Source organism: Saccharopolyspora dendranthemae (assembly GCF_007829955.1).
In the GTDB taxonomy this organism is placed as follows: domain Bacteria; phylum Actinomycetota; class Actinomycetes; order Mycobacteriales; family Pseudonocardiaceae; genus Saccharopolyspora; species Saccharopolyspora dendranthemae.
Map to the genome: position 1 here is coordinate 499,950 of NZ_VIWX01000005.1, position 19,561 is coordinate 519,510.

Below are 19,561 nucleotides of genomic sequence, written 5' to 3' on the forward strand. Positions count from 1 at the left end.
CGCGTCCGGTTGCCGGCGGCCGGGTGTCACACGACCCCCTGCTCCCGGAGCCGGTGCAGCTCCTCGGCGTCGACGCCGAGCTCGCCCATGACCTCGGCGGTGTGCGCTCCCAGCCGGGGGCCGGTGGTGCGCACCGATCCGGGGGTCTCCGACAGCCGGAACGGGGTGTTCTGGAAGCGGACCGGGCCGAGCTCGTCGTCGTCGATCGTCACGATGCTGCCCAGCGCGTTGAAGTGCGGATCCGCGAGCACGTCGGCGGCGGTGTAGATCGGCGCGACCGCGGCTTCGGCCTTCTCGAAGGCCTCCACGACCTCGTCTCGGTCGCGGGCGGCGATCCAGGACCCGACGGCGGCGTCGAGCTCCTCGACGTGCTCGGCGCGGGTCGCTCCGCTGGCGAACCACGGTTCGTCGATCAGCTCGGGGGCTCCGACCAGCCGCATCACCCGCTCGGCGATGGAGTGCGCGCTGGTGGACACGGCCACCCACTGGCCGTCGGCGCAGCGGTAGGTGTTGCGCGGGGCGTTGTTGGTCGAGCGGTTGCCGGTGCGCGGCTGCAGGACGCCGAGCTGGTCGTAGGCGATCAGGCCGGGGCCGAGCAGGTGCAGCAGCGGCTCGATGATCGCGGTGTCCAGCACCTGCCCGCGACCCGTGGTCTCGCGGGCGCGCAGCGCGGTCATGATGCCGAACGCCGTGGTCAGCGCGGCAACGCCGTCGGCGAGTCCGAACGGCGGCAGCGTGGGAGGACCGTCGGGTTCACCGGTCATGGCGGCGAACCCGCTCATCGCCTCGGCCAGCGTCCCGAAGCCGGGACGGCTGGCGTAGGGCCCGGTCTGGCCGAAGCCGGTGACCCGCGCCAGGACCAGGCGCGGGTTGCGGGCGGAGAGCTCGTCCCAGCCCAGCCCCCAGCGCTCCAGCGTTCCGGGGCGGAAGTTCTCGATCACCACATCGGCGTCGGCGGCGAGGTCGAGGAACAGCTCCCGTCCCCGAGGGGTGGACAGCACCAGCGTGATCGCTCGCTTGTTGCGCGCCAGCATCTTCCACCAGAGCCCGACGCCGTCCTTCTGCGCTCCGTGGGTGCGGGCCGGGTCGCCTCGCGGGTGCTCGATCTTGATGACGTCGGCGCCCTGGTCGCCGAGCAAGGTCGCGGCCAGCGGGCCGGCGAACAGGGTGGAGGCGTCGAGGACCTTCAACCCCTCCAGCGCAGCCGGGTGGTCGTGGCTCATGTCGTCCTTCCGGTGGAGGTGGGGACGGCGCGCGCGGGTGCGGTGCCGCCGAGCTGAGCGGTGATCCGGTCGGCGGTCTCGATCAGCTCCGGGGCGGTGGCGTCGACGAACTCCTCGGTGACGCGGAATCGCGGTCCGCACACCGAGACCGCGCCGACCAGGCCGCCGGGCCCGAACACCGGCACGGCCACGGAACCGGCGTCGCCCTGGCGCTCGCCTGCCGAGGCCGCGTAGCCGCGGTCGCGGATCTCGACGAGCTCGGCGCGCAGCGCCTCGGGGTCGGTGGGGGTGGCCGGGGTGAGCGCGGTGAGCTCGCCCGCGAGCATCCGGTCGACCTCGTCGGGGTCGGAGTGGGCGAGCATGCACTTGCCGGACGAGCCGGCGTGCAGCGGGAACCGCCTGCCGAGCTCCACCGACATGGTGATCTCGTGGTTGCCGACGACCTGGTCGAGGTAGACGCGTCCGCCGTGGACCTTCGCGCTGATCGTGACGGTCTCGTGCAGCCGATCCCGCAGCTCGGCCAGGTAGGGCAGGGCCGCCGCCCGCAGGTCCGAATCGCGCAGCGCACGACTGCCCAGCGCGGCAGCGGCGGGCCCGAGCCGGTACTCGCGGCTGTCGGGGTCGTAGGCGATGAGGTTCCGGCTGGACAGCGACTGCAGGATGCGGTGCACGACCGCCTTGGACAGGTCGAGCTCGCGCGACACCCGGCTCACGCCGAGCGTCGGCGGCCCGTAGGTGAACAACAGCAGGACGTCGGCCACCCGTTCGGTCGCCCCGGTCCCCGTCGATTCCGCCACGCGGCCCTCCTCCTGCCGTACGTACCGCTGGACGGAACAAGAATGTGGTCCTGTCCAGCGGCCTGTCAAGAAGTTTCGCCGCACTTCTTGCTTTTGAACAGTACGCCTGGTGTTATCGACCTCACCGAACGGCCGGACGGAGTGTTCCGTGTAGCGGAACGAAGATCGTCGGGCTGGGACGAGGAGGAACGATGACGTTCGACGTCGACCTGGTGGTCGCGGGAGCCGGTGGCGGACTGACCGCCGCGATCCGCGCTGCCGAGCTGGGTCTCGACGTGCTCGTGGTGGACTCCGATCCGAACTTCCGCCGCGGCAACAACACGTCGATGTCCACCGCGATGATTCCGGGACCGGGCTCGCGGTTTCAGTCGGCGGCCGGGGTCGACGACTCGGCGGAGCGGTTCGTCGCCGACATCGCGCGCAAGACCGGTGGTCGCGCCGATGTCCGCGTCGCAACGGCGCTGGCCGACGTCGGCGCGGAACTCGTGGAGTGGCTCGCCGACCACGTCGGGATGCCGATCGAGCTGCCCACCGACTTCACCTACCCCGGCCACTCGGCGCCCAGGGTGCACAGCCTGCCCGGCAGGCACGGCTCGGCCCTGCTGCGTCACCTCATCGACGCCGCGGAGCGCAGCGAACGGGTCGACCTGATGGTTCCCGCCCGACTGACGGATGTCGTGACCAGGCCGGACGGCGGTGTGGTCACGACCGTCGAAACCCCGGACGGCGGGCGTGAGGAGGTCGGGGCGCACGCGGTGCTGCTGGCCACCAACGGCTACGGCGCCGACGCCGAGCTGGTGGCGGAGCACCTGCCCGAGATCGCCGGTGCGCACTACCACGGCGGCGAGCACTCCCGCGGCGACGCGCTGCGGATCGGCCGCGAGCTCGGCGCTGCGACGGGCTTCCTGGACGCTTACCAGGGCCACGCCGCGCTCTCGGCGTCCGCCCGAACCCTGGTGACCTGGACGGCGGTGATGCACGGCGGAGCCGTCGTCGACCTCGAAGGGCGCCGGTTCGGCGACGAGACCACCGGCTACTCCGAATACGCGGCCGCGCTCGCCGCCCGTCCCGGCGGGCGCGGCTGGCTGGTGTTCGACGAGCGGATCGACGGGCTGTGCCGCGCTTTCGGCGACTACCAGGACGTCCTGGCGGCAGGAGCGGTGCGCACCGCGAACTCGGCTCCCGAACTGGCGGCGACGATCGGAGTTCCGCCCCAGGCGCTGGAATCCGAGCTCGACGCGCTGGCCGGGGTCGCAGCGGGGGAGGCGGCCGACCGGTTCGGCCGGACCGCCGCCCGAGCGCTCGTCGCACCGCTGCACGCCGTCGAGATCATCCCCGCGCTGTTCCACACCCAGGGCGGACTGCTCGTCGACGAGCACGCCCGCGTCCTCGACCCCGCCGGCGACCCGGTCCCCGGGCTCTACGCGTCCGGCGGGGCGGCCGCCGGGATCTCCGGCCACGGCGCAGCCGGTTACCTGGCCGGCAACGGCCTGCTGCCCGCGCTGGGCCTCGCTTACCTCGCCGCCGGGCACCTCGCCCGGTCGCGCGCCACCACCCGCCCCCTCACTCCGGAAGGTGCACGATGACCCGGCCCGACTTGATCATCCGCGACGTTCGCGTGGTCCGCCCCGGCGGCGGCGAGCCCGTCGCCGCCGACATCGCCGTCACCGGTGGCGTCGTCTCCGAAGTCGGCCCCGGGCTGGCCGTTCCGGAGGGAACCGAGGTGCACGAGGGACGCGGACAGCTCGCGTTCCCGGGCGTCGTCGACGCCCACCAGCACTGGGGCATCTACAACCCGCTGTCCGACGACACCGCAACGGAGAGCCGGGCGTGCGCGCAGGGCGGCGTGACGACCTCGCTGACCTACATGCGCACCGGGCAGTACTACCTGAACCGGGGCGGCCCCTACTCCGAGGTCTTCCCGGAGGTGCTCGCCGCGGCCGAGGGGAAGTCCTACGTGGACTACGCGTTCCACCTGGCGCCCATGCAGTCCTCGCACATCGACGAGATCCCGTCGCTGGTGCGCGACCACGGCGTGACGTCCTTCAAGATCTTCATGTTCTACGGGAGTCACGGCCTGCACGGACGTTCCACCGATCAGAGCGACTTCCTGATGATCCCGGAGGGCGAGCGCTACGACATCGCCCACTTCGAGTTCGTGATGCGCGGCATCCAGGCCGCCCGCGAGGCGAATCCGGACATCGCCGACCAGATCTCCCTGTCCCTGCACTGCGAGACCGCCGAGATCATGACCGCCTACACGCGGCTGGTCGAGGAGGAGGGGTCGCTGTCCGGGCTGGAGGCCTACAGCGCTTCGCGCCCGCCGCACTCCGAAGGCCTGGCGGTGACCATCGCCTCCTACCTCGCGCACGAGACCGGGCTGCCCACCATCAACCTGCTGCACCTGTCGTCGGCGAAGGCGATGGAGGCCGCGATGCTGATGGCCAAGACCTTCCCGCACGTCGACTTCCGGCGGGAGGTCACCATCGGGCACCTGCTCGCCGACGTCACCACGGCCGACGGGATCGGCGGCAAGGTCAACCCGCCGCTGCGCCCGAGGGCCGACGTCGAGAAGTTGTGGGATCACCTGCTCGCCGGTGACGTCAGCTGGGTCGTGTCCGACCACGCCTGCTGCCGCGAGGAGAAGAAGTTCGGTCAGCAGCCCGACGACGTGTTCTCGGCGAAGTCCGGGTTCGGCGGAACCGAATACCTCCTGCCCGGTCTCGTCGGCGAGGGCCGCAAGCGCGGCCTGCCGATGTCGACCGTCGCCGAACTCGTGTCGACCAACCCGGCCCGCAGGCTCGGACTGCCCACGAAGGGCGACATCGCACCGGGTTTCGACGCCGACATCGCGCTGGTGGACCCGGATCGCTCCTTCGTGGTGGACCCGGCGGACTCCGAATCCACCCAGGAGTACACGCCCTTCCGCGGCATGGAGATCGGTTCGACGGTCGAGACGACGTTCCTGCGGGGACAGCGGATCTTCGACGAAGGCCAGGTGCGCGGCGAACCGCGAGGCACCTACCTGCACCGCCCGACGGGGCGTTGATCCCCGCTCCTGAACAACTCGCGTGAGAGCGTGCCGATTCGAGGGAATCCACCATGAGCACACGGTTCCGCTTCGTGACGCTGGGGCTGATCGTCAGCCTCATCGTCATCAACTACATCGACCGCAGCGCGGTCTCCTACGCGGTCGAACCGCTGGAGGCGGCCTTCGGGATCACCACCGCGCAGTACGGGATCATCAGTTCCGTCTTCTCCGTCGGCTACATGGTCGCGGCGTTCCTGTCCGGGCCGCTGGTGGACCGGTTCGGGTGCCGCCGGGTGCTGCTGACCGCGGTCGCGCTGTTCTCGGTCACCACGGCGCTGATCCCCGTCGCCGGATCGTTCGCGGGCCTGCTGATCATCCGGCTGCTGCTGGGGATCGGTGAGGCACCGGCGTTCCCGGCGGCGACCAGGACGGTCAGCCGCTGGCTGCCGATCCGCGAGCGCGGCGTCGCCCTGGCGCTGTGCGGCGGTGTCGCGGTCTCCGGCAGCTTGCTGATCTCCGGTCCGCTGCTGACCGGGCTGATGGAACTCGCGGGCTGGCGCGGGATGTTCTGGACCCTGGCGGTCTTCGGCGTGGTCTGGGCGGTCTTCGCGAGCTGGCTGCTGCGCGACCTGCCGCAGGAATCGCGGCGGGTCAACGCCGCCGAGCGCGCGCTGATCGCCTCGGACCAGGAGGCGGAGGCCGGTTCGGGTCGTGCGCCGGTGCGGTGGCGCCCGCTGCTGACCAACCGGAACCTGTGGGTGGTCGCGGGCGGCTACTTCGCGTGGGGCTTCATGTTCTGGGGCTTCATGTACTGGCTGCCGTCGTTCCTGTCCCAGGCCTACGGGCTCAGCGTCAAGCAGGCCGGCGCGTTCTCGATCGCGCCGTGGGCGTGCGGCATCGTGGGCGCGCTGGCGGGCGGCGTGATCGTCGACCGGGTCTACCGGCGCAGCCCGAAGATCCGCAGCAGGTTCGCGGTGATGGGCGTGGCGCTGCTGCTGGCCGGGTGCTCGCTGGTGCCGCTGGCGATCGCGCCCACCCTGACCGTCGCGTTGATCTCGATCTCGCTGGGCGTCGGGTTCGGCTTCATCACCGGCGGGATCTGGTGGGTCGCCTCCATCGATGCGGCCCCGGACCAGCCCGGCAGCGCGGCGGGATTCGCCGACGCGGCGTTCGCGGCCTCCGGGATCGTGGCGCCTTCGGTGATGGGCTTCATCGTGTCCAGCACGGGGAGCTTCACCAGCGGTTTCGTCGTGATGGCCGGGCTCGCGGTGGCCGGTGCGCTGCTGATGCTGCTGGTGCCGCGCGAGCGCGTCGAGAGCTCCGAATCCGCGACCGTCACGAGCGGGGCATGACCGTGGCCGAGCGGGGATCCCGGCAGGACCGCGTTCGCGGCGCCGTGCAACACCTGGGCGAGTGGGCGGCCGAGCTGCGCTGGTCCGACGTCCCGGACGAGGTCCGGGAACGGGTGCTGACCGTGCTGGTCGACGCCGTGGCGGTCACCGCGCTCGGCTCGCGCGAACCCGCGCAGCGGGCGTTCGTCGACGCCTGGGACCCGCCGGCCGGGCCGGCGCCCCTGTTCGGGACCGGCCGGTCGGTCGCGGTGGACGCGGCCGCGTGGTTGAACGCCACGGCGTCGGTCCGGCTCGAACTCGACGACGGGCACCGGCTCGCAGGCGGACATCCTGCGGCGCACGGCTTTCCGGCCGTTCTCGCCCTGGCCTCGCGAGCGGCGACCACGGGTGCCGACCTGTGCAGCGCGCTGCTGGTCGCCTACGAGGTCGCCGCCCGGTTCGGTCGTGCCACCCGGCTCCGGCCGGGAACCCATCCGCACGGCAACTGGGGCGTGGCCGGTGCCGGTGCGGGCTGCGCCCGCGTCCTGGGGCTGAGCGGTGACGACGCGGCGGTCGCGATCGACGCCGCGAGCGGTCTGCCGATCGCGGGGCCGTTCTCCGCGGCGCTGGACGGGAACCCGGTTCGCGACGCCTGGGTGGGCGCGTCGAACCAGTCCGGCCTGGCCGCAGCGCGATTGGCCGCCTCCGGGACCGGGCACCTGACCGGGGTGGCGGCGGAATCGCTCGGGGACCTGCTCGGCGTCCTCGACCCGGCCGCGCTCGACGACGGCCTGGGGGAGCGCTGGGAAGTCCTCGGCGGCTACTTCAAGCAGCACTCGTCCTGCTCGTTCACCCACGCCGCGGTCGACGCGGCGCTGTCGCTGCGGGAGCGCATCGACGGCGACGCGGGCGAGGTGCTGGTCGAGATCCACTCGCTGGGTGCGCAGCTCGACCGCACGAGGTGGCCGACGCCGCTGGCCGCGATGTTCTCGCTGCCCTTCGTCGTCGCCACCGCCCTGCTCCGGGGACACGTCGTCCCGGCCGACCTGTCGCAGACCGCGCTGGCCGATCCCCTCACGGCCGACCTCGCCCGGCGCATCACCGTCCGCGCAGCGCCCGACCTGGACGCCCGGCTACCGGCGGAGCGCCCGGTCCGCGTCACCGTGGACACGCCCGGCGGCAGGCACGTCGAGGAGCGCCCGAACCCGGTCGGCGACGCGGATTTCCAGCCCTTCACCGCCGACGACAGGTTTCGCGTCCTCGGCGACCTGCTCGGCGCCCCCGAGGTGGTCGCGGACGCCCGCAACCACCTCGCCGAGCTCCCGGGCGCGGCGGACGCGGGGGAACTGCTGCGCTCGCTCGGTTCGGCGATCCGCTTCCGATGAGGAGGAACCGCATGCTGATCCACGCCGTCACCCCGATCGCCGTCGGAGCTGCCGAGGTAGCCCGCCGCCAGGCCCGCTACAACGCGCTGTCCCCGGCGGAAGTCCAGGTCGTGCTGACCGACTTGCCCCCGGACGGTCCGCGCGCCCTCAACACCGCCGACGACGTGCGCCGATCCGAGAAGCTGGTCGCCGCAGCCCTGTCCGACGCGCCGGAGTGCGACGCCGTGCTCCCGGATTGCGTGCTCGACCCCGCGGTTCCCGCCGACGGCGGTGCGCTCGGCGGCAGGCCCGCCCTCGGCCTGCTGCGGCTGACCGTCGGCGCGGCGGTCGCCGCCGGGCACCGGATCGGCGCGATCACCCGCAACGAGGCGATCGCGGCCGAACTCCGCGACCGCATCACCGCTTACGGCTGGGACTCCTCGTTCCACGAGGTCAGCGTCCTGGACCTGGCCGTGGAGGACATCACCGACCCGGACCGCTGGGCCGCCGCGATGCGCCCCGCCCTGATCGCGGCCCGGGACGCCGGAGTCACGGCAGTGGTCAACGGCTGCTCCGCCGTCGACACGACGGCCCAGGACCCGGACCTCCCGCTGGTCCTCGACCCGATCCGCACCGGCCTCGCCGTCCTAGCCGCACTGCAGCCACGCTGAACTGCGCAAACCGACATTTGGCGCCGGTCAGGCGGGTACCGGTGCCGACACCGCCGGGGGAAGTTTTCGGTGTCGGCACCGGAGTTTCAGCTCTCGACCGCGCCGTCGACCGTGGTGATTCCGACTCTCAGCGATCGAGCGAGCTCGTCGCAGACGCGCGCGAGGACTTCCAGCTCGTCGGACTCATGGCGATCCAGTTCCACGTTCCGTGTGGTGGCGTCGATGGCGATCGCCGCAGCTCGAAGCTTGCGGCCCAACTGCGCGGTCATGGCGCTGATCCCGGGTGAGCCCCTATGGAACCGGGCATCGGCACGCCTGCGAGCGCATGGGCGGCCTCGTTGCACCTGGGGCAGGTGCTCCAGAACCAGGACATCTCGTCGAACGACGCCGTGACGCGCGCGCCGCACAACGTCTCGGCACTCGACCCGGCCTCGACGGGATGGTGCGTGGCATGCCGTTGACCATCGCCAGGAGTCCAGCGAAACGGAAGCGGACTGTACATTGAGCGACCTCTCTGTGGCGGAGAGAAACCATTTGGACTCGGAGTCATAATTCTGGCTCCGAGGCCAAATGATCAATCGCTAGATCGAGCGGTGTGACCAGCACGTATCCACACCTAGGATTTGGCTCATGGTCGGAGCCACCGAACGCAATACCCCGAAGGCGCGCCTGCTCGGAGCCGAGCTTCGCGACCTGCGCAAAAAGGCGAGAATGACCGTGAGGGACCTTGGCGCCGAGCTAGGTCTCGCGCAGGGAACGGTGTCCCGCTACGAGCGAGGTGAGCGGACTCCGGAGATCGCCTACGTGGCCCGACTGCTCGGCGTTCTCGGAGTGACCGGCGACCGCTACGACGAACTGATCGAGTTCGCCAAGACGGCTTCAGAACCCAACCTCGTCGCCGACAGCCGCTCAGGCATGCACTCCCACCTGATCGAACTCTCCGAGTACGACAGAGCAGCGACGCGGACGACGCATGTCGCCCCGCTGGTCGTGCCGGGGCCGTTCCAGACGCGCGCGTACGCAACCGAGATCATGTCGACGGTGCCGCCCGACGAACGCGAAGTGCGGATTGAGATGAGGATGGCGCGACGTGAGGCGTTGTACTCCCAAGACGCAGCGATCGGCTTGATCGCAGAACGCGTGCTTTGCGAAACGATGGGCAGTGAAGCGGTCATGCTGGAACAGCTCCAGCACCTCGTGGCCCTCGCTGAGCAACCCAACATCGACATCCGAGTGATCCCGTCCTCGGTCCGGACCTGGACTTTGGCTCACAACGGTTCGTTCATCTTGTACGAGTTCGCCAAGGCTGCGCCTACAGTCCACCTCGAGCACTACCGAGGTCCGGTGTTCCTGTACGACACCACCGATGTCGACGCCTACCGGCAAGCGCTCGATACCCTGACCACGACGGCCATGAGTCCTGAAGAATCCGCTGATCTCATGAGCGACATCGCGAAAAAGCTGGAAGGGATTCCCCAGTCATGAAGTTACCGACGAACTGGCGCAAGTCGTCCCGCTCCAACCCGAACGACAGCTGCGTCGAGGTCGGCCGCCTCGGCGATTCCGCCGCAGTCCGCGACACCAAGGACCGCGAGGGCGGCTACTTCACGGCCAACCCCACCCAGTGGGCGATGTTCCTGGACGCGGTGAAGTCCGACCGCTTCAACGACTGATCAGACGGCGACGGCCCCGGGCTCTACGGTCGGGGCCGCCGCCGCACTTTCCGACCGAGATCCGGCACTTTCACGCTTTTCCGGAAGTTAGCTGATCTTTTCGCGGAACCAGGCGGGCATGTGCTCATCGGTCCGCGGATAGCGTTCGAGGTCAACCTGGAACTCCTCTGCGGACGGGGTTCCCCACTTGGGCTCGACCTCGTAGTTGTACTGGACCCGATACGTGTCAGGCTGGTCGACGGTGAACTGGATGGAGAACCAGGTTCCCTGTCCTTCGGTGTACATGCCGTGGCGCAACGTCTGGAAGTAGCGCCAGATGTACGCCGGCGGATCCCAGTGCTGGATCTCGTTGTTCTCCGTGATCAGTCCAACGGAAGTCTGGATGTGCTTGCCGACATGGCGGTACTCGAGAACGAGCTTGGTCCAACCCTGCTCCGGGAGCGCTTCGACGAGCCGAAGTGTCAGGTCGCTGAGCAGCTCGTTCTGCTGCTCAGGCGACAACTGAAGTGGTGCGGTCATGGTGGTGCTCCTGGCATCGTGTGCGGCTGGCATCGCGGTCGATCGCCCTCAACGGTACTTGTTGCTGGGGTGAGTGGGGCGCCTTGTCATCTCTACAGGTTGGTGCCGCCCTGAACAGGTGATACTTCTGCGATCTTGGCTCTCAGCCAGTGGGGGACTGAAGCGTCGTCTCGCGGGAAATCAGCTAGATCCTGGACGAATGCCATGGGTGGGATCGGAGGCCGCCAGTCGGGGAGCTCTTCGTAGTTGTAGCTGATCTCCTGGTGTGCAGGCGGTTCCAGCTGGAGCGACGACGAGAACCAGGCTCCCCTGCCGAACTCGTACATCTCACTGCGAAGACTCACGAAATCTTGCTTTGCTGCCACAGGAGTCTCCACTTGCGCGAAACCTCCTCCGGACAGTCGCACGGAAAGATCGAACTGCTGGATTGAACTCGTCATCAGTACCGTTGAGTTGATGCGGGACCAACCTGCGGGGGCCGCTTGGCGCAGCGCTTCAGCGATACGCGCAACGATCAGTTCAGGATTGGCCATTCCGCACACCCCTGTCGTCTTGGAAGTTAACCCGTTCCCGAACGTTGGCGAACTGGCGCTCTCTCACGTGCTCGCTTTGCACGGCCCCGGTCTCCGGATCGAAAATCACTTCTCGCCAACGCATGGTCGCCTGGGTTGCGGTGCCGCTGGAATCGCGTTCGTCAATGCGCACCTGATATTGCTCGATGGTGCGCCCTGCTTCTGGGTTGTGATATGCCGCGAGCTCCTCTTCCTGGGCTCGCCAGGAAGATTGGTTGTTCCAGCCGTCATTGTTGTTGCCGCTGTTGGAGGCTGCCATCTGCGAATACATGTTGATGTATTCGCCCGGTCCGCCCATTTCGTTCGCGGCGAGATGGCCGCCCGCGTATCCGTCCTTCGCCTCGGGGTGAGCGAGGCTGCCTTCGCGTCCGGATCTGCCCTGCGCGGAGAATTCTCCGTTGTCGTCCCGGAAGCGATCTCGTGAACCAGGGAAACTCGGCGATCCGGTCATCGCCTCGGTGCGGCCATGTTCATTGACGCTGAAATCCCATTGGTGGTTGACCCGATAGCTGGCGCCTGGGACCAGTGGATACCCGAGGTCCGGGTTGAAGTGCTTGCCAGGGGTGTCGGAAGCTCTGTCAGTGGGCTTGTTGCCAGCGTCTGCTTCCACCCACTTCACTTGTCCGTTCTCGTCGGTGAAGAACGTCGTCCGCAGTCCGTTGACGTGGTCGACCTGGTATGCGGTGCTCGCTGCCAAGGGCTGCTCGCCCCGGAGTGCGGTGGGCACGCTGGGGTCCATTGGGATGGGATTGCCCTGGTCGTCCAGAATTGGCCTACCGGTCTTGGGGTCGACCTCGAACGGTCCATCGGCGTCGTGTGGAGTCTTGTTGCGCTGGATCTGCTCCGGCGGATCAACGTTGACTCGGTCACGGTATCCGGGGTGATCCGGACGGTCGTAGTCAACGAACCGCTCGTGGAATTCGGATGAGCCGGGCGAATACGTGGTTGGAGTCGGAATCGGATCGAGCGGGACGCCGTCGACGTTCGATGGCCAATTCCCGTCCGCGTCCGGCCTGGGGACGGTGCTTGGCTTCGAATCGACATCGGTGTTGTCCGTATCGCGTGGTGCCCTCTTGCCCCGAGCCTCCGCGTCCTCCGGAGCCTCGCCCGGGCTCTTCCCATCTCGGGTCGGGTGGAAGCCGTCGTTGCTGGCCGGGGTGGCCGTGCCGTCGGGGTGGTGGGTGTTCCAGCCGCCGTTCGGGGGCCAACCGGGCCTGCCGTCGGGGCCCATGTCCGAGGAGAAGACCCTGCCGTTGCCGTCAGACCACGCGAGTCCGGTGGGTGCGGTGACCGGGGTGCCGAGTTCGTTGGCGAGGTCTCGGGCGAGGCCGCTGGTTCCCGCGTCGCAGGACAGGAGGCGGACCGGTTTGGTGCCGTCGAAGTTGGGGTCGCGGCGGAGCATGTCGGCGAATTCCTTCGCGCTGAAGGTGTTGTCGCCGATGCGGACGCGGCCGTCGGGTAAGGCGTGGGCGTCGACCGTGTGGTGGACGCCGTCGTCCGGGACCCGGTTGGCCAGGTCCTGCATGTTGGGGTCGCTGTGGAACGACGAGCCGGCCGGGGTGTCCTGGCGGGTCGACTCGGCTTCGTCGATCTGGTCCTGGCGCTCCGGCGTTCCCGGTTCGGCGTCCTGCGGCTGACCGGAATCGTCGTGGCCGTGCGGCTTTCCGTCGGAGTCGCTGTGCGGGTCGGAGCCGTCGTTGTCCGGGCGCGAGCTGTTCGGGTCGTCGCCGTCGGGACGCTGGCCGTTGTCCTGGTTCGTTCCGTCAGGTCGCTGACCGTTGCCGTCCGGGCTCGTCCCGTCCGGTCGCTGACCAGGACCATCGGGACGTGGCGAGGAACCGTCGGGTCGCTGCCCCGAAGCATCGGGCCGCTGACCGGGACCGTCCGGTCGCTGGCTCGCGCCGTCGGGACGTTGCCCGGGTCCGTCCGGCCGCTGCTGACCCGGTCGCGGTCCCGACGAATCCGGGCGCGGCGAAGTCGCATCCGGTCTCGGGGGCGTGGCGCTCGGGCCCTGCGGGTTGCGCTGCGGCGGGACACCACCGTCGGGCCTGGTGCTCGGGCGGGAAGGGGCGTCCGGGGTCGTCTGACCTCGGGAAGCGGCTGCCGGACGGGACGTGTCCGGGCGAGGGCCCGCATCGCCGCCCGCCGGGCGAGCTGCCGCACCGGGAGAACCGGACGTGCCGGTCCAACCGCCACCGCTGCCCGGGCGGTTGCCTCCTCCGGAAGGCGTCGAAGCACCGCCGCCCGCGCCGGGGGCACCTCCCATGCCGCCGCCCATCGCACCGCCACCGCCGGCGGCCGGCTGGTCGGCGCGCGGTGCTGCCGGGGCGGGGCCGGCCGCTGGTGCTGCCGAAGCCGCCGGTGCTGCCGGAGCGTCCACGTTGGACGCGGACGTGCTCGCCGGCGTGCTCGGCGCGCGGTCGGAGTCGTTCGGCAGGGTGCCGCTGAACGAACCGCCGCCGGAACCACCGGAGTGCGAGCCGGAGGAAGACGATCCGCCGCCGCCCGCGTGGGCCGCGCCGGCACCGGAAGCGCCTCCGCCGCCGGAAGAATCACGGGAACCGGAGTCGTCGGAATCGGAAGACCGCGTGGAAGCGCCGCTGTCGCCGCTCGACTGGGATGAGCCGCCCGAGTCCGGCGAGGGCGAGTGCCCGCTACTCGTGGTGGAACCGCTGTCGGACGGTGCGCTGTCCGCACCGGAACGGGAATCCGAACTCGAAGAAGCGCCCTCCGGCGCGCTGGACGGCGAGTCCGAGGACGATCGCGCTTCCGGACCCGACGAGCCCGCATCGGACGACGACCTGGGTTCAGAACCACCGGAGGCCGAGCTGTCCGACGAGCCGGAGCTGCTGGACGACGCGCTGTCCGAGGAACTGGAGGACGACGGGCCATCTGAACCGCCGGCAGATGACGGGCCGTCCGAGGAACCGCCGGAGGAGCTCGTGCTCGATCCGCCCGAATCCGAAGAACCGCCGGAGTCCGGGGAACCCCCGGAGCTCGAATCAGGCGACGAGCCGCCCGAATCTCCGGAGGAAGAGCCGGAACTGGAGGGCCCGCTGTCGGACGAGGACGCCGACGAGTCCGAATCCGATGAGGTCGAGCCGCCCGACTCCGAGGACGAGCTCGGCGAATCGGACGAGCTGCTGGAACTCGACGACGAACTCGAGTCCGACGACGAGCTGGAGGAATCACCGGAAGAGCTGGAGGTGCTGGAATCGGAGGACGAGCTGGACGAGCCGTTGCTCGACGAACCGCCGTCGGTGTCGGGCACGTCGATGCCACCGCCGCCGAAGTGGTCCTTGGCACCGCCGAGACCGCCCATGCCCGCGCCGGTGGCACCGCCGGACACCGCGCCCGTGCCGACGTCTCCCCAGTCGACCTTGCCTTCCATGATCGCCTGCTCGGCGACGCTGCCCACCGCGCCTTCCGCGGCGCCGAGGGCCCCTTCCTTCACGGCTTCCTTGCCGATGGACTTCGCGGCGCTCTCGGCGGCTTCACCGGCCGCGCCGCCTGCGGCGTCGCCCGCCGCCCGGCCCGCTGCCGCACCCGCGTTGCCCGCGGCGTCCCCGGCGGCATCGCCGACGGCGTCACCGGCGCCCTTGCCGAACGCCTTGCCCGCGCCCTCGAAGACGCCGCCCACGGCACCGCCGATGGCGCCGCTGATCGCGGCTTCCTTGAACTTGCCGCCGTCGAGCCCGTCGCGGTTGCCCATCGCGATCTGCGTGCCCTGCACCGCGAACTCGATGGCCACCGAGGTGGCGACCTCGATGGCGACGTTCTTGAGGATGCTGAAGACCAGCTGCTTGAAGATCTGCAGCACCACGGCGCGCGTGATGCCCTGAGCTGCGGCGACACCGGCGGTCGACGCGCCGAAGGTGACCGGTGCGGCGGCGAGCATCGCGGCGATCTGGATCGCCAGGGCGATCAGCGAGGCGATGATCGTCAGCTTGGTGTGCTCGACGTCGAGCGCCGCGTCGTCGCAGGCCTTGCCGAGCTTCTCGCACGCTTCTTTCAGCTTCGGCAGAGCGGAGTCGCCGCTCGCGCCGATGTCCTTCCACAGCTTGGTGAAGGCTTCGCCGGTCTCGCCCTCCATCGCGGAGTTGACCTGCTGCGCGCCTGCGTTGCCCGCGTCCTGGACGCTCGTGATTCCTTCGGCGGCGGTGCGCCACGCGTCGCCCATCCGACGCATCGCGTCTTCGTCACCTTCGGGCCAGGATTGGCCGACGACGATCGGCAGCAGCCATTTGACCTCGTCGGGCATCTCGATGCTCAAGTGAAGTTCACTCCCTACCGAGGCATGTCCGAGCCGGCTTTGCCGATGCCGCCGGCGGAGTCGGCGTCGCCGGACTCGGTGTCGTCGGCGGTGGCCTTGAGGTTGTCGTCGATGTCGCCGAGCGCTTTGACGACCTTCTTCAAGGTGTCGAAGACGCTGTCGCGGCCCTTGGTGTAGTCGCCGCCGAACTCCTTGCCGGCCTCGTCGGCGCCCCAGCACTCGCCCTCACCGTCCAAAGAGGACTTGAGCGTGCTGAGCACCTGGTCGAGGTCGTCGCCGGAGTCGCCGATCTTCTTTCCGCCCGAGCGGATCTCCTCGGGCTGCATCCGCATCTTGCCGCTCATCGGCGGCCCCCTCGGCGGTTGTTCTCCCAGTCGTCGTCCCAGTCGTCAGGTCCGGACCGCACCTGCGGCGCAGCGGCCGCGCGCCCCTGCTGGGACTCCTCGCTGCGGCGGCGCGCGCGTTCGGCGTCGGGGTCCGGCGGCTCGACCAGCGGTCCGCTGTTGATGAGGCCCTGCAGCGACGGCATGCCGGGGACTTCGGGCACGTTCGACACGTCGGCCTCGGCGGAGAAGGTGCTCTGCAGGTTCCGCTGCGCGATGCCGGAAGCCTCGCGGACCACGCTGGTGATGGTGCGCGCCAGCTTCTCCGGGTTGGTGCGCTCGAACGCCTTGTCCGACAGCCTGACTTCCTGCACGGTCCCGGTGGCGTCCACCCGCACGGTGACCATGCCGTCGTCGGAGGACGCCTCGAAGGTCTGCGCGGCGGCGGCTTCCTGCTTGTCCTGGATGTCCGCGGTCCGCTTGCGCAGGTCAGCGAGCATGTCGTCGATCTGGTTCCGCAAAGCGGCGTTGCGCGCGGCCTTCTCCTCGCGCCCGAAGTCATCCCGCCCAGACATCTCGGCTCCCACCCATCGCTGCTCGTCGAACCCACGGCGCCACCGGCAACCCGGCCCCGCCTCCCCAGAGACGGCCCGAAGGAGAATCTACTCGGTGCCGCACATGTTCAGATTGACGGCGAAGCAGATGAATCGGTGCCATGTCCAGCCAGATTGACTCCATTTGGAGCATCGGTCGGCTCGGACGTTCGGGTCGGCACGAGTGGTTCAGCAGGCAAGACTCCCGCCCCGGCTGGTTGAAGAGGACGCGGAATTCGATGCTCGCGATCAGAATGCGCGGGACAGGGCCGTCGAGGTCGTGTCTGCTGGGTAGGGCGAGCGGTGAACGGCCTCGTCGCGGGTGATCCGGCCGGCCAGGAATTCTTCGCGGATCCTCGCGAGTTCCGCGATCTCGTCGCGCTGCGTGCGGACGAATTCCGGGCTGACCGGGGCGCCGTGTCCTGGTACGACGATCTCAGGACCGATCGCCAGCATCGCGTCCAGCGTGGCGGGCCAGCGGTCGAGGTGGGCCTCGTCGAAGTCCGGGGGAGCACCCTGCTCGACGAGATCACCGGCGAACGCCACCGCGGCGTCCGGGACCGCGACGACCAGGTCGTGATCGGTGTGACCGAGGCCGAAGTGGCGCAGCTGCGCGGTCCTGCCTCCCAGGTCCAGGTCGACCCGGTCGGTCACCAGGTGGTCCGGTGCGGTCGGGGAGGAGGCCGCCAGGGCGTCGGCGGTGTCGGTGTCGCCGGTGGTGCGGTAGTGGGCGACCCACTGCTCGCGCTGGTCATCGGCGGTGCGGGCGAGGTGGGCCGGGCAGCGCTCGTGAGCCCAGACCGGTGCGGGCAGGAAGGCCGCGGTGCCGAAGCAGTGGTCGAAGTGCCCGTGAGTGAGGGCGATTCGGAGCGGAGCTCGGGTGATCCGGCCGACCGCCTCGGCCAGCTCCGCGCCCTGCCGGTGATCGCCCCGGGTGTCGATCAGCAGCGCGGCCTCGTCGCCGACGACCAGACCCGCGGTCAGGTCGAGTTCGGTGTGACGACGTGCGAAAACCCGCTCCGCCACCTCGATCCAGGTCCCGTCCGCGCTGCTCACGGGTGCAGCCTAGTGGGGCCGCCGGGCGAGCTCTGGGAGACTTCGGCGATGCGTTTCCTCGCCGCCCTCACCGCGCTGCTCGCGACCGCCGTCGGGGCAGGTGCGCTGCTCGTCGCCAACAGCGCGTTGTCGCCCGTGCTGATCGGGGGGCCCGGTTCGATCTGCCCCCAACCGGATTGCGCGCTGGGTGCCGGGTTGTGGCTGATCGCCGGTGCGGTGGCGGTGGTGCTGGTCGCGTTCCTCGCCGGTTTCCTCCGCGCGGCCGAGCGGCCGGTGCGCCGGGGCCTGTGGATCGCCCTCTGGTGCACGCTGATCTACCTGCTTGAATCGGTCGTGATCTGGATCCTCATCTGAGGCGGCCCTCGGCGGTTCCCGCGCGTTCGTGTGCTTGACTTTTCTCCCGCGCACACGACGAGTTCGGGAGGACGGGGACGTGCCCGAAGGCCACACGCTGCACCGGCTCGCCGGGGTGCACCAGGAGCTGTTCGCGGGCGCCGCGGTCCGGGTCAGCAGCCCGCAGGGCCGCTTCGCCTCCAGCGCGGCGTTGCTGGACGGAGCCCTGTTCGAGCGGGCCGAGGCGCACGGCAAGCACCTGTTCCACCGCTACGCCGGTGACCGCGTCGTGCACGTCCACCTCGGGCTCTACGGGACGTTCACCGAGACGGAACTGCCGGCGAGTGAGCCTCGCGGCCAGGTGCGGATGCGCGTCGTCGGCCGGACCCACTTCGCGGACCTGCGCGGCCCCACCCGGTGTGAACTGCTCACCCCTGACGAGGTCACCGCCGTGCGCGACCGGCTCGGACCGGACCCGCTGCGGACCGACGCCGAACCGGAGCGGGCGTGGGCGCGGATCTCGAAGTCGCGGACCAGCATCGCCGCGCTCCTGATGGACCAGAAGGTCCTGTCCGGTGTCGGCAACGTCTACCGGGCCGAAGTCCTGTTCCGCCACGGCATCCCGCCCATGACGGCGGGCCGCGATCTCGGGCGGGAGCGGTGGGAGCTGGTCTGGGACGACCTGGCGGCGCTGATGGCCGACGGGGTCAAGGTCGGACGCATCGACACCGTCCGCCCGGAACACCTGCCGGAGGCCACCGGCCGAGCACCGCGCCAGGACCGCCACGGCGGTGAGGTCTACGTCTACCGCCGCGCCGGGATGCCCTGCCTGATCTGCGGCGATGAGGTCGTCACGGAGGACCTCGCCGCCCGCAACCTCTACTGGTGCCCCACCTGCCAAACCGCCTAGCGGGGAGAGTGCCGGCGGCCGCCGCGAGGGAGCCGTTGCTCACCAAGTCCCAGTTTTAGTCCAAACCGAGCCATGATCATGTCCGTTTTGCCCGCTCAGTTTGGACTAAAACTGGGACGGGGTGACCTAGAAGCCGAAGCCGCCGAAGTCGAAGCCGTCCATACCTCCGCCGTCGAAGGTGCCCGGGTCGCCCATGCCGTCGGGGCCCATGCCGTCGGCACCCGCGCCGTCCGCGAAGCCGTCGGCGTAGGCGGCCTCGGCGGGGACGCTGGCCATCCCCATGAACATCGCCGACATCAGCACGTACGACCCGGCGGTCCACATCCCCGCCGCCATGGCCGGCTTCCACCACGGTTCGCTGTACCAGCCCTGCGGAACGGGTTTCCCCGCCACCGTGCCGCCGGGGTAGTAGTGCGGCGTGCGCTCGCTCGGATGCGGTGAAGCGACCTGCGTCCGGCCGTCGACCTCGACCTCGCGGTCCTCGCTGACGTGACCCGCGTACCGCTGGCCGGACAGCGCCGGGAGCTCGGGTCCCGGATCCATGTCCATCGCCTCGCGCGCGGCGCGCACGTAGTGCAGGCCCTCCATCGCCGACTCGGACGTCAGCCGGGCCTGCTTGGACGTCGTGGCCTGGTCGAGCTGGGTGAGCGCGGCGCCGTGCCGCTCGGACGCATCGGCGAGCGCCTGCTTGGCGGCGTCGTTGGTGCCGATGAGGTTGAGCACCTGCCCGCCCAGCCGCTCGACCCAGCGCCTGGCCTCGGCCTTGTCGTCGGCCAACTGCTTGCGCTGGTGGTCGAGCACCTTCTGCCGGGACCACCACACGGCGGCGCCCAGCACGACGAGCGCGATCAGGAGAAAGACGAGTGCACTGGTCATCCCTGCCTCCTCGGGG

The 19,561-nt window shown here is 70.0% G+C and carries 21 protein-coding genes and 1 pseudogene; 10 read left to right on the forward strand and 12 right to left on the reverse strand.

Going from position 1 to position 19,561, the window contains the following annotated elements:
- Positions 1 to 26: 26 nt before the first annotated feature.
- Together FHU35_RS24040 and FHU35_RS24045 are read right to left on the reverse strand one after the other, a co-directional pair.
- Entirely contained in the window at positions 27 to 1,223 is a 1,197-nt protein-coding gene (locus tag FHU35_RS24040; protein WP_145743557.1) for a CaiB/BaiF CoA transferase family protein, read from the reverse strand.
- Positions 1,220 to 2,020: an IclR family transcriptional regulator gene (locus tag FHU35_RS24045; protein WP_145743559.1), complete on the reverse strand. Its 801-nt coding sequence runs from the start codon at positions 2,018 to 2,020 to the stop codon at positions 1,220 to 1,222. The genes FHU35_RS24040 and FHU35_RS24045 overlap by 4 nt, the downstream gene beginning before the upstream one ends.
- 191 nt (positions 2,021 to 2,211) lie before the next feature.
- On the opposite strand from FHU35_RS24045, the gene FHU35_RS24050 reads away from it, so the two are divergent.
- From FHU35_RS24050 to FHU35_RS24070, 5 genes are read left to right on the forward strand one after another with little or no spacing between them, the layout of a single operon-like run.
- Positions 2,212 to 3,606: an FAD-dependent oxidoreductase gene (locus tag FHU35_RS24050; RefSeq protein WP_145743561.1), complete on the forward strand. Its 1,395-nt coding sequence runs from the start codon at positions 2,212 to 2,214 to the stop codon at positions 3,604 to 3,606.
- Positions 3,603 to 5,069 carry a dihydroorotase gene (locus tag FHU35_RS24055; protein WP_145743563.1) on the forward strand — a complete coding sequence of 489 codons (1,467 nt, stop codon included), beginning with the start codon at positions 3,603 to 3,605 and terminating at the stop codon, positions 5,067 to 5,069. Before FHU35_RS24050 ends, FHU35_RS24055 begins: the two co-directional genes overlap by 4 nt.
- A gap of 53 nt (positions 5,070 to 5,122) precedes the next feature.
- Positions 5,123 to 6,403 (forward strand): MFS transporter, encoded by a 1,281-nt coding sequence (locus FHU35_RS24060; protein ID WP_145743565.1) that lies wholly within the window; start codon positions 5,123 to 5,125, stop codon positions 6,401 to 6,403.
- Positions 6,400 to 7,767 carry an MmgE/PrpD family protein gene (locus tag FHU35_RS24065; protein ID WP_145743567.1) on the forward strand — a complete coding sequence of 456 codons (1,368 nt, stop codon included), beginning with the start codon at positions 6,400 to 6,402 and terminating at the stop codon, positions 7,765 to 7,767. Before FHU35_RS24060 ends, FHU35_RS24065 begins: the two co-directional genes overlap by 4 nt.
- Before the next feature lie 11 nt (positions 7,768 to 7,778).
- Positions 7,779 to 8,417, forward strand: coding sequence for an aspartate/glutamate racemase family protein (locus FHU35_RS24070; RefSeq protein ID WP_145743569.1), 639 nt, complete (start codon positions 7,779 to 7,781; stop codon positions 8,415 to 8,417).
- A gap of 86 nt (positions 8,418 to 8,503) precedes the next feature.
- Here the strand turns inward: FHU35_RS24070 and FHU35_RS24075 are convergent, their stop codons facing one another.
- Entirely contained in the window at positions 8,504 to 8,686 is a 183-nt protein-coding gene (locus FHU35_RS24075; RefSeq protein WP_145743572.1) for a hypothetical protein, read from the reverse strand.
- Positions 8,683 to 8,967 carry an HC3 family zinc finger protein gene (locus FHU35_RS30455; RefSeq protein WP_145743574.1) on the reverse strand — a complete coding sequence of 95 codons (285 nt, stop codon included), beginning with the start codon at positions 8,965 to 8,967 and terminating at the stop codon, positions 8,683 to 8,685. The genes FHU35_RS24075 and FHU35_RS30455 overlap by 4 nt, the downstream gene beginning before the upstream one ends.
- A gap of 80 nt (positions 8,968 to 9,047) precedes the next feature.
- On the opposite strand from FHU35_RS30455, the gene FHU35_RS24085 reads away from it, so the two are divergent.
- Together FHU35_RS24085 and FHU35_RS24090 are read left to right on the forward strand one after the other, a co-directional pair.
- Positions 9,048 to 9,902 carry a helix-turn-helix domain-containing protein gene (locus tag FHU35_RS24085; protein ID WP_145743576.1) on the forward strand — a complete coding sequence of 285 codons (855 nt, stop codon included), beginning with the start codon at positions 9,048 to 9,050 and terminating at the stop codon, positions 9,900 to 9,902.
- Entirely contained in the window at positions 9,899 to 10,090 is a 192-nt protein-coding gene (locus FHU35_RS24090; RefSeq protein WP_145743579.1) for a DUF397 domain-containing protein, read from the forward strand. Before FHU35_RS24085 ends, FHU35_RS24090 begins: the two co-directional genes overlap by 4 nt.
- 87 nt (positions 10,091 to 10,177) lie before the next feature.
- On the opposite strand, the gene FHU35_RS24095 is transcribed toward FHU35_RS24090, so the two are convergent.
- The 3 genes from FHU35_RS24095 to FHU35_RS24105 all read right to left on the reverse strand — a co-directional run bounded on the left by FHU35_RS24095 (position 10,178) and on the right by FHU35_RS24105 (position 12,706).
- Positions 10,178 to 10,609 carry a hypothetical protein gene (locus FHU35_RS24095; RefSeq protein WP_145743581.1) on the reverse strand — a complete coding sequence of 144 codons (432 nt, stop codon included), beginning with the start codon at positions 10,607 to 10,609 and terminating at the stop codon, positions 10,178 to 10,180.
- Positions 10,610 to 10,701: 92 nt separating this feature from the next.
- Positions 10,702 to 11,142 carry a hypothetical protein gene (locus FHU35_RS24100; RefSeq protein ID WP_145743583.1) on the reverse strand — a complete coding sequence of 147 codons (441 nt, stop codon included), beginning with the start codon at positions 11,140 to 11,142 and terminating at the stop codon, positions 10,702 to 10,704.
- A complete protein-coding gene (locus FHU35_RS24105; protein WP_145743585.1) occupies positions 11,129 to 12,706 on the reverse strand; it encodes a DNA/RNA non-specific endonuclease in 1,578 nt (525 codons plus the stop codon). Before FHU35_RS24105 ends, FHU35_RS24100 begins: the two co-directional genes overlap by 14 nt.
- Before the next feature lie 652 nt (positions 12,707 to 13,358).
- Here FHU35_RS24105 and FHU35_RS24110 point away from each other — a divergent pair.
- A complete protein-coding gene (locus FHU35_RS24110; RefSeq protein WP_145743587.1) occupies positions 13,359 to 15,023 on the forward strand; it encodes a hypothetical protein in 1,665 nt (554 codons plus the stop codon).
- 44 nt (positions 15,024 to 15,067) lie between these two features.
- On the opposite strand, the pseudogene FHU35_RS30500 reads toward FHU35_RS24110, so the two are convergent.
- From FHU35_RS30500 to FHU35_RS24130, 4 genes and pseudogenes are all read right to left on the reverse strand, one after another.
- Positions 15,068 to 15,442 (reverse strand): annotated as a pseudogene (locus tag FHU35_RS30500) (WXG100 family type VII secretion target); the annotation flags it as partial.
- Positions 15,443 to 15,468: 26 nt separating this feature from the next.
- Complete coding sequence (locus FHU35_RS24120; RefSeq protein ID WP_246110537.1) at positions 15,469 to 15,798, reverse strand: WXG100 family type VII secretion target; 330 nt, start codon at positions 15,796 to 15,798, stop codon at positions 15,469 to 15,471.
- Positions 15,795 to 16,352 (reverse strand): YbaB/EbfC family nucleoid-associated protein, encoded by a 558-nt coding sequence (locus FHU35_RS24125; protein WP_145743591.1) that lies wholly within the window; start codon positions 16,350 to 16,352, stop codon positions 15,795 to 15,797. Before FHU35_RS24125 ends, FHU35_RS24120 begins: the two co-directional genes overlap by 4 nt.
- Before the next feature lie 267 nt (positions 16,353 to 16,619).
- Positions 16,620 to 17,426 carry an MBL fold metallo-hydrolase gene (locus FHU35_RS24130; RefSeq protein ID WP_145743593.1) on the reverse strand — a complete coding sequence of 269 codons (807 nt, stop codon included), beginning with the start codon at positions 17,424 to 17,426 and terminating at the stop codon, positions 16,620 to 16,622.
- A gap of 48 nt (positions 17,427 to 17,474) precedes the next feature.
- Between FHU35_RS24130 and FHU35_RS24135 the strand changes: the two genes are divergently transcribed.
- Positions 17,475 to 17,780: a hypothetical protein gene (locus FHU35_RS24135; RefSeq protein ID WP_145743595.1), complete on the forward strand. Its 306-nt coding sequence runs from the start codon at positions 17,475 to 17,477 to the stop codon at positions 17,778 to 17,780.
- 79 nt (positions 17,781 to 17,859) lie between these two features.
- Positions 17,860 to 18,669, forward strand: coding sequence for an Fpg/Nei family DNA glycosylase (locus tag FHU35_RS24140; protein WP_145743597.1), 810 nt, complete (start codon positions 17,860 to 17,862; stop codon positions 18,667 to 18,669).
- Positions 18,670 to 18,795: 126 nt separating this feature from the next.
- Here FHU35_RS24140 and FHU35_RS29435 read toward each other — a convergent pair whose 3' ends face one another.
- Positions 18,796 to 19,545: a hypothetical protein gene (locus FHU35_RS29435; protein WP_186459584.1), complete on the reverse strand. Its 750-nt coding sequence runs from the start codon at positions 19,543 to 19,545 to the stop codon at positions 18,796 to 18,798.
- Between the last annotated feature and the right edge of the window lie 16 nt (positions 19,546 to 19,561).

Excerpts from the sequence above, each read along its gene's own strand:
- FHU35_RS24125 (WP_145743591.1), bottom strand. The coding sequence starts at position 16,352 with ATGTCTGGGCGGGATGACTTCGGGCGCGAGGAGAAGGCCGCGCGCAAC.
- FHU35_RS30455 (WP_145743574.1), bottom strand. The coding sequence starts at position 8,967 with ATGACTCCGAGTCCAAATGGTTTCTCTCCGCCACAGAGAGGTCGCTCA.
- FHU35_RS24060 (WP_145743565.1), top strand. The coding sequence starts at position 5,123 with ATGAGCACACGGTTCCGCTTCGTGACGCTGGGGCTGATCGTCAGCCTC.
- FHU35_RS24070 (WP_145743569.1), top strand. The coding sequence starts at position 7,779 with ATGCTGATCCACGCCGTCACCCCGATCGCCGTCGGAGCTGCCGAGGTA.
- FHU35_RS24105 (WP_145743585.1), bottom strand. The coding sequence starts at position 12,706 with ATGCAGGACCTGGCCAACCGGGTCCCGGACGACGGCGTCCACCACACG.
- FHU35_RS24135 (WP_145743595.1), top strand. The coding sequence starts at position 17,475 with ATGCGTTTCCTCGCCGCCCTCACCGCGCTGCTCGCGACCGCCGTCGGG.
- FHU35_RS24065 (WP_145743567.1), top strand. The coding sequence starts at position 6,400 with ATGACCGTGGCCGAGCGGGGATCCCGGCAGGACCGCGTTCGCGGCGCC.
- FHU35_RS29435 (WP_186459584.1), bottom strand. The coding sequence starts at position 19,545 with ATGACCAGTGCACTCGTCTTTCTCCTGATCGCGCTCGTCGTGCTGGGC.
- FHU35_RS24090 (WP_145743579.1), top strand. The coding sequence starts at position 9,899 with ATGAAGTTACCGACGAACTGGCGCAAGTCGTCCCGCTCCAACCCGAAC.
- FHU35_RS24075 (WP_145743572.1), bottom strand. The coding sequence starts at position 8,686 with ATGACCGCGCAGTTGGGCCGCAAGCTTCGAGCTGCGGCGATCGCCATC.
- FHU35_RS24050 (WP_145743561.1), top strand. The coding sequence starts at position 2,212 with ATGACGTTCGACGTCGACCTGGTGGTCGCGGGAGCCGGTGGCGGACTG.
- FHU35_RS24085 (WP_145743576.1), top strand. The coding sequence starts at position 9,048 with ATGGTCGGAGCCACCGAACGCAATACCCCGAAGGCGCGCCTGCTCGGA.
- FHU35_RS24055 (WP_145743563.1), top strand. The coding sequence starts at position 3,603 with ATGACCCGGCCCGACTTGATCATCCGCGACGTTCGCGTGGTCCGCCCC.
- FHU35_RS24040 (WP_145743557.1), bottom strand. The coding sequence starts at position 1,223 with ATGAGCCACGACCACCCGGCTGCGCTGGAGGGGTTGAAGGTCCTCGAC.
- FHU35_RS24095 (WP_145743581.1), bottom strand. The coding sequence starts at position 10,609 with ATGACCGCACCACTTCAGTTGTCGCCTGAGCAGCAGAACGAGCTGCTC.
- FHU35_RS24100 (WP_145743583.1), bottom strand. The coding sequence starts at position 11,142 with ATGGCCAATCCTGAACTGATCGTTGCGCGTATCGCTGAAGCGCTGCGC.
- FHU35_RS24120 (WP_246110537.1), bottom strand. The coding sequence starts at position 15,798 with ATGAGCGGCAAGATGCGGATGCAGCCCGAGGAGATCCGCTCGGGCGGA.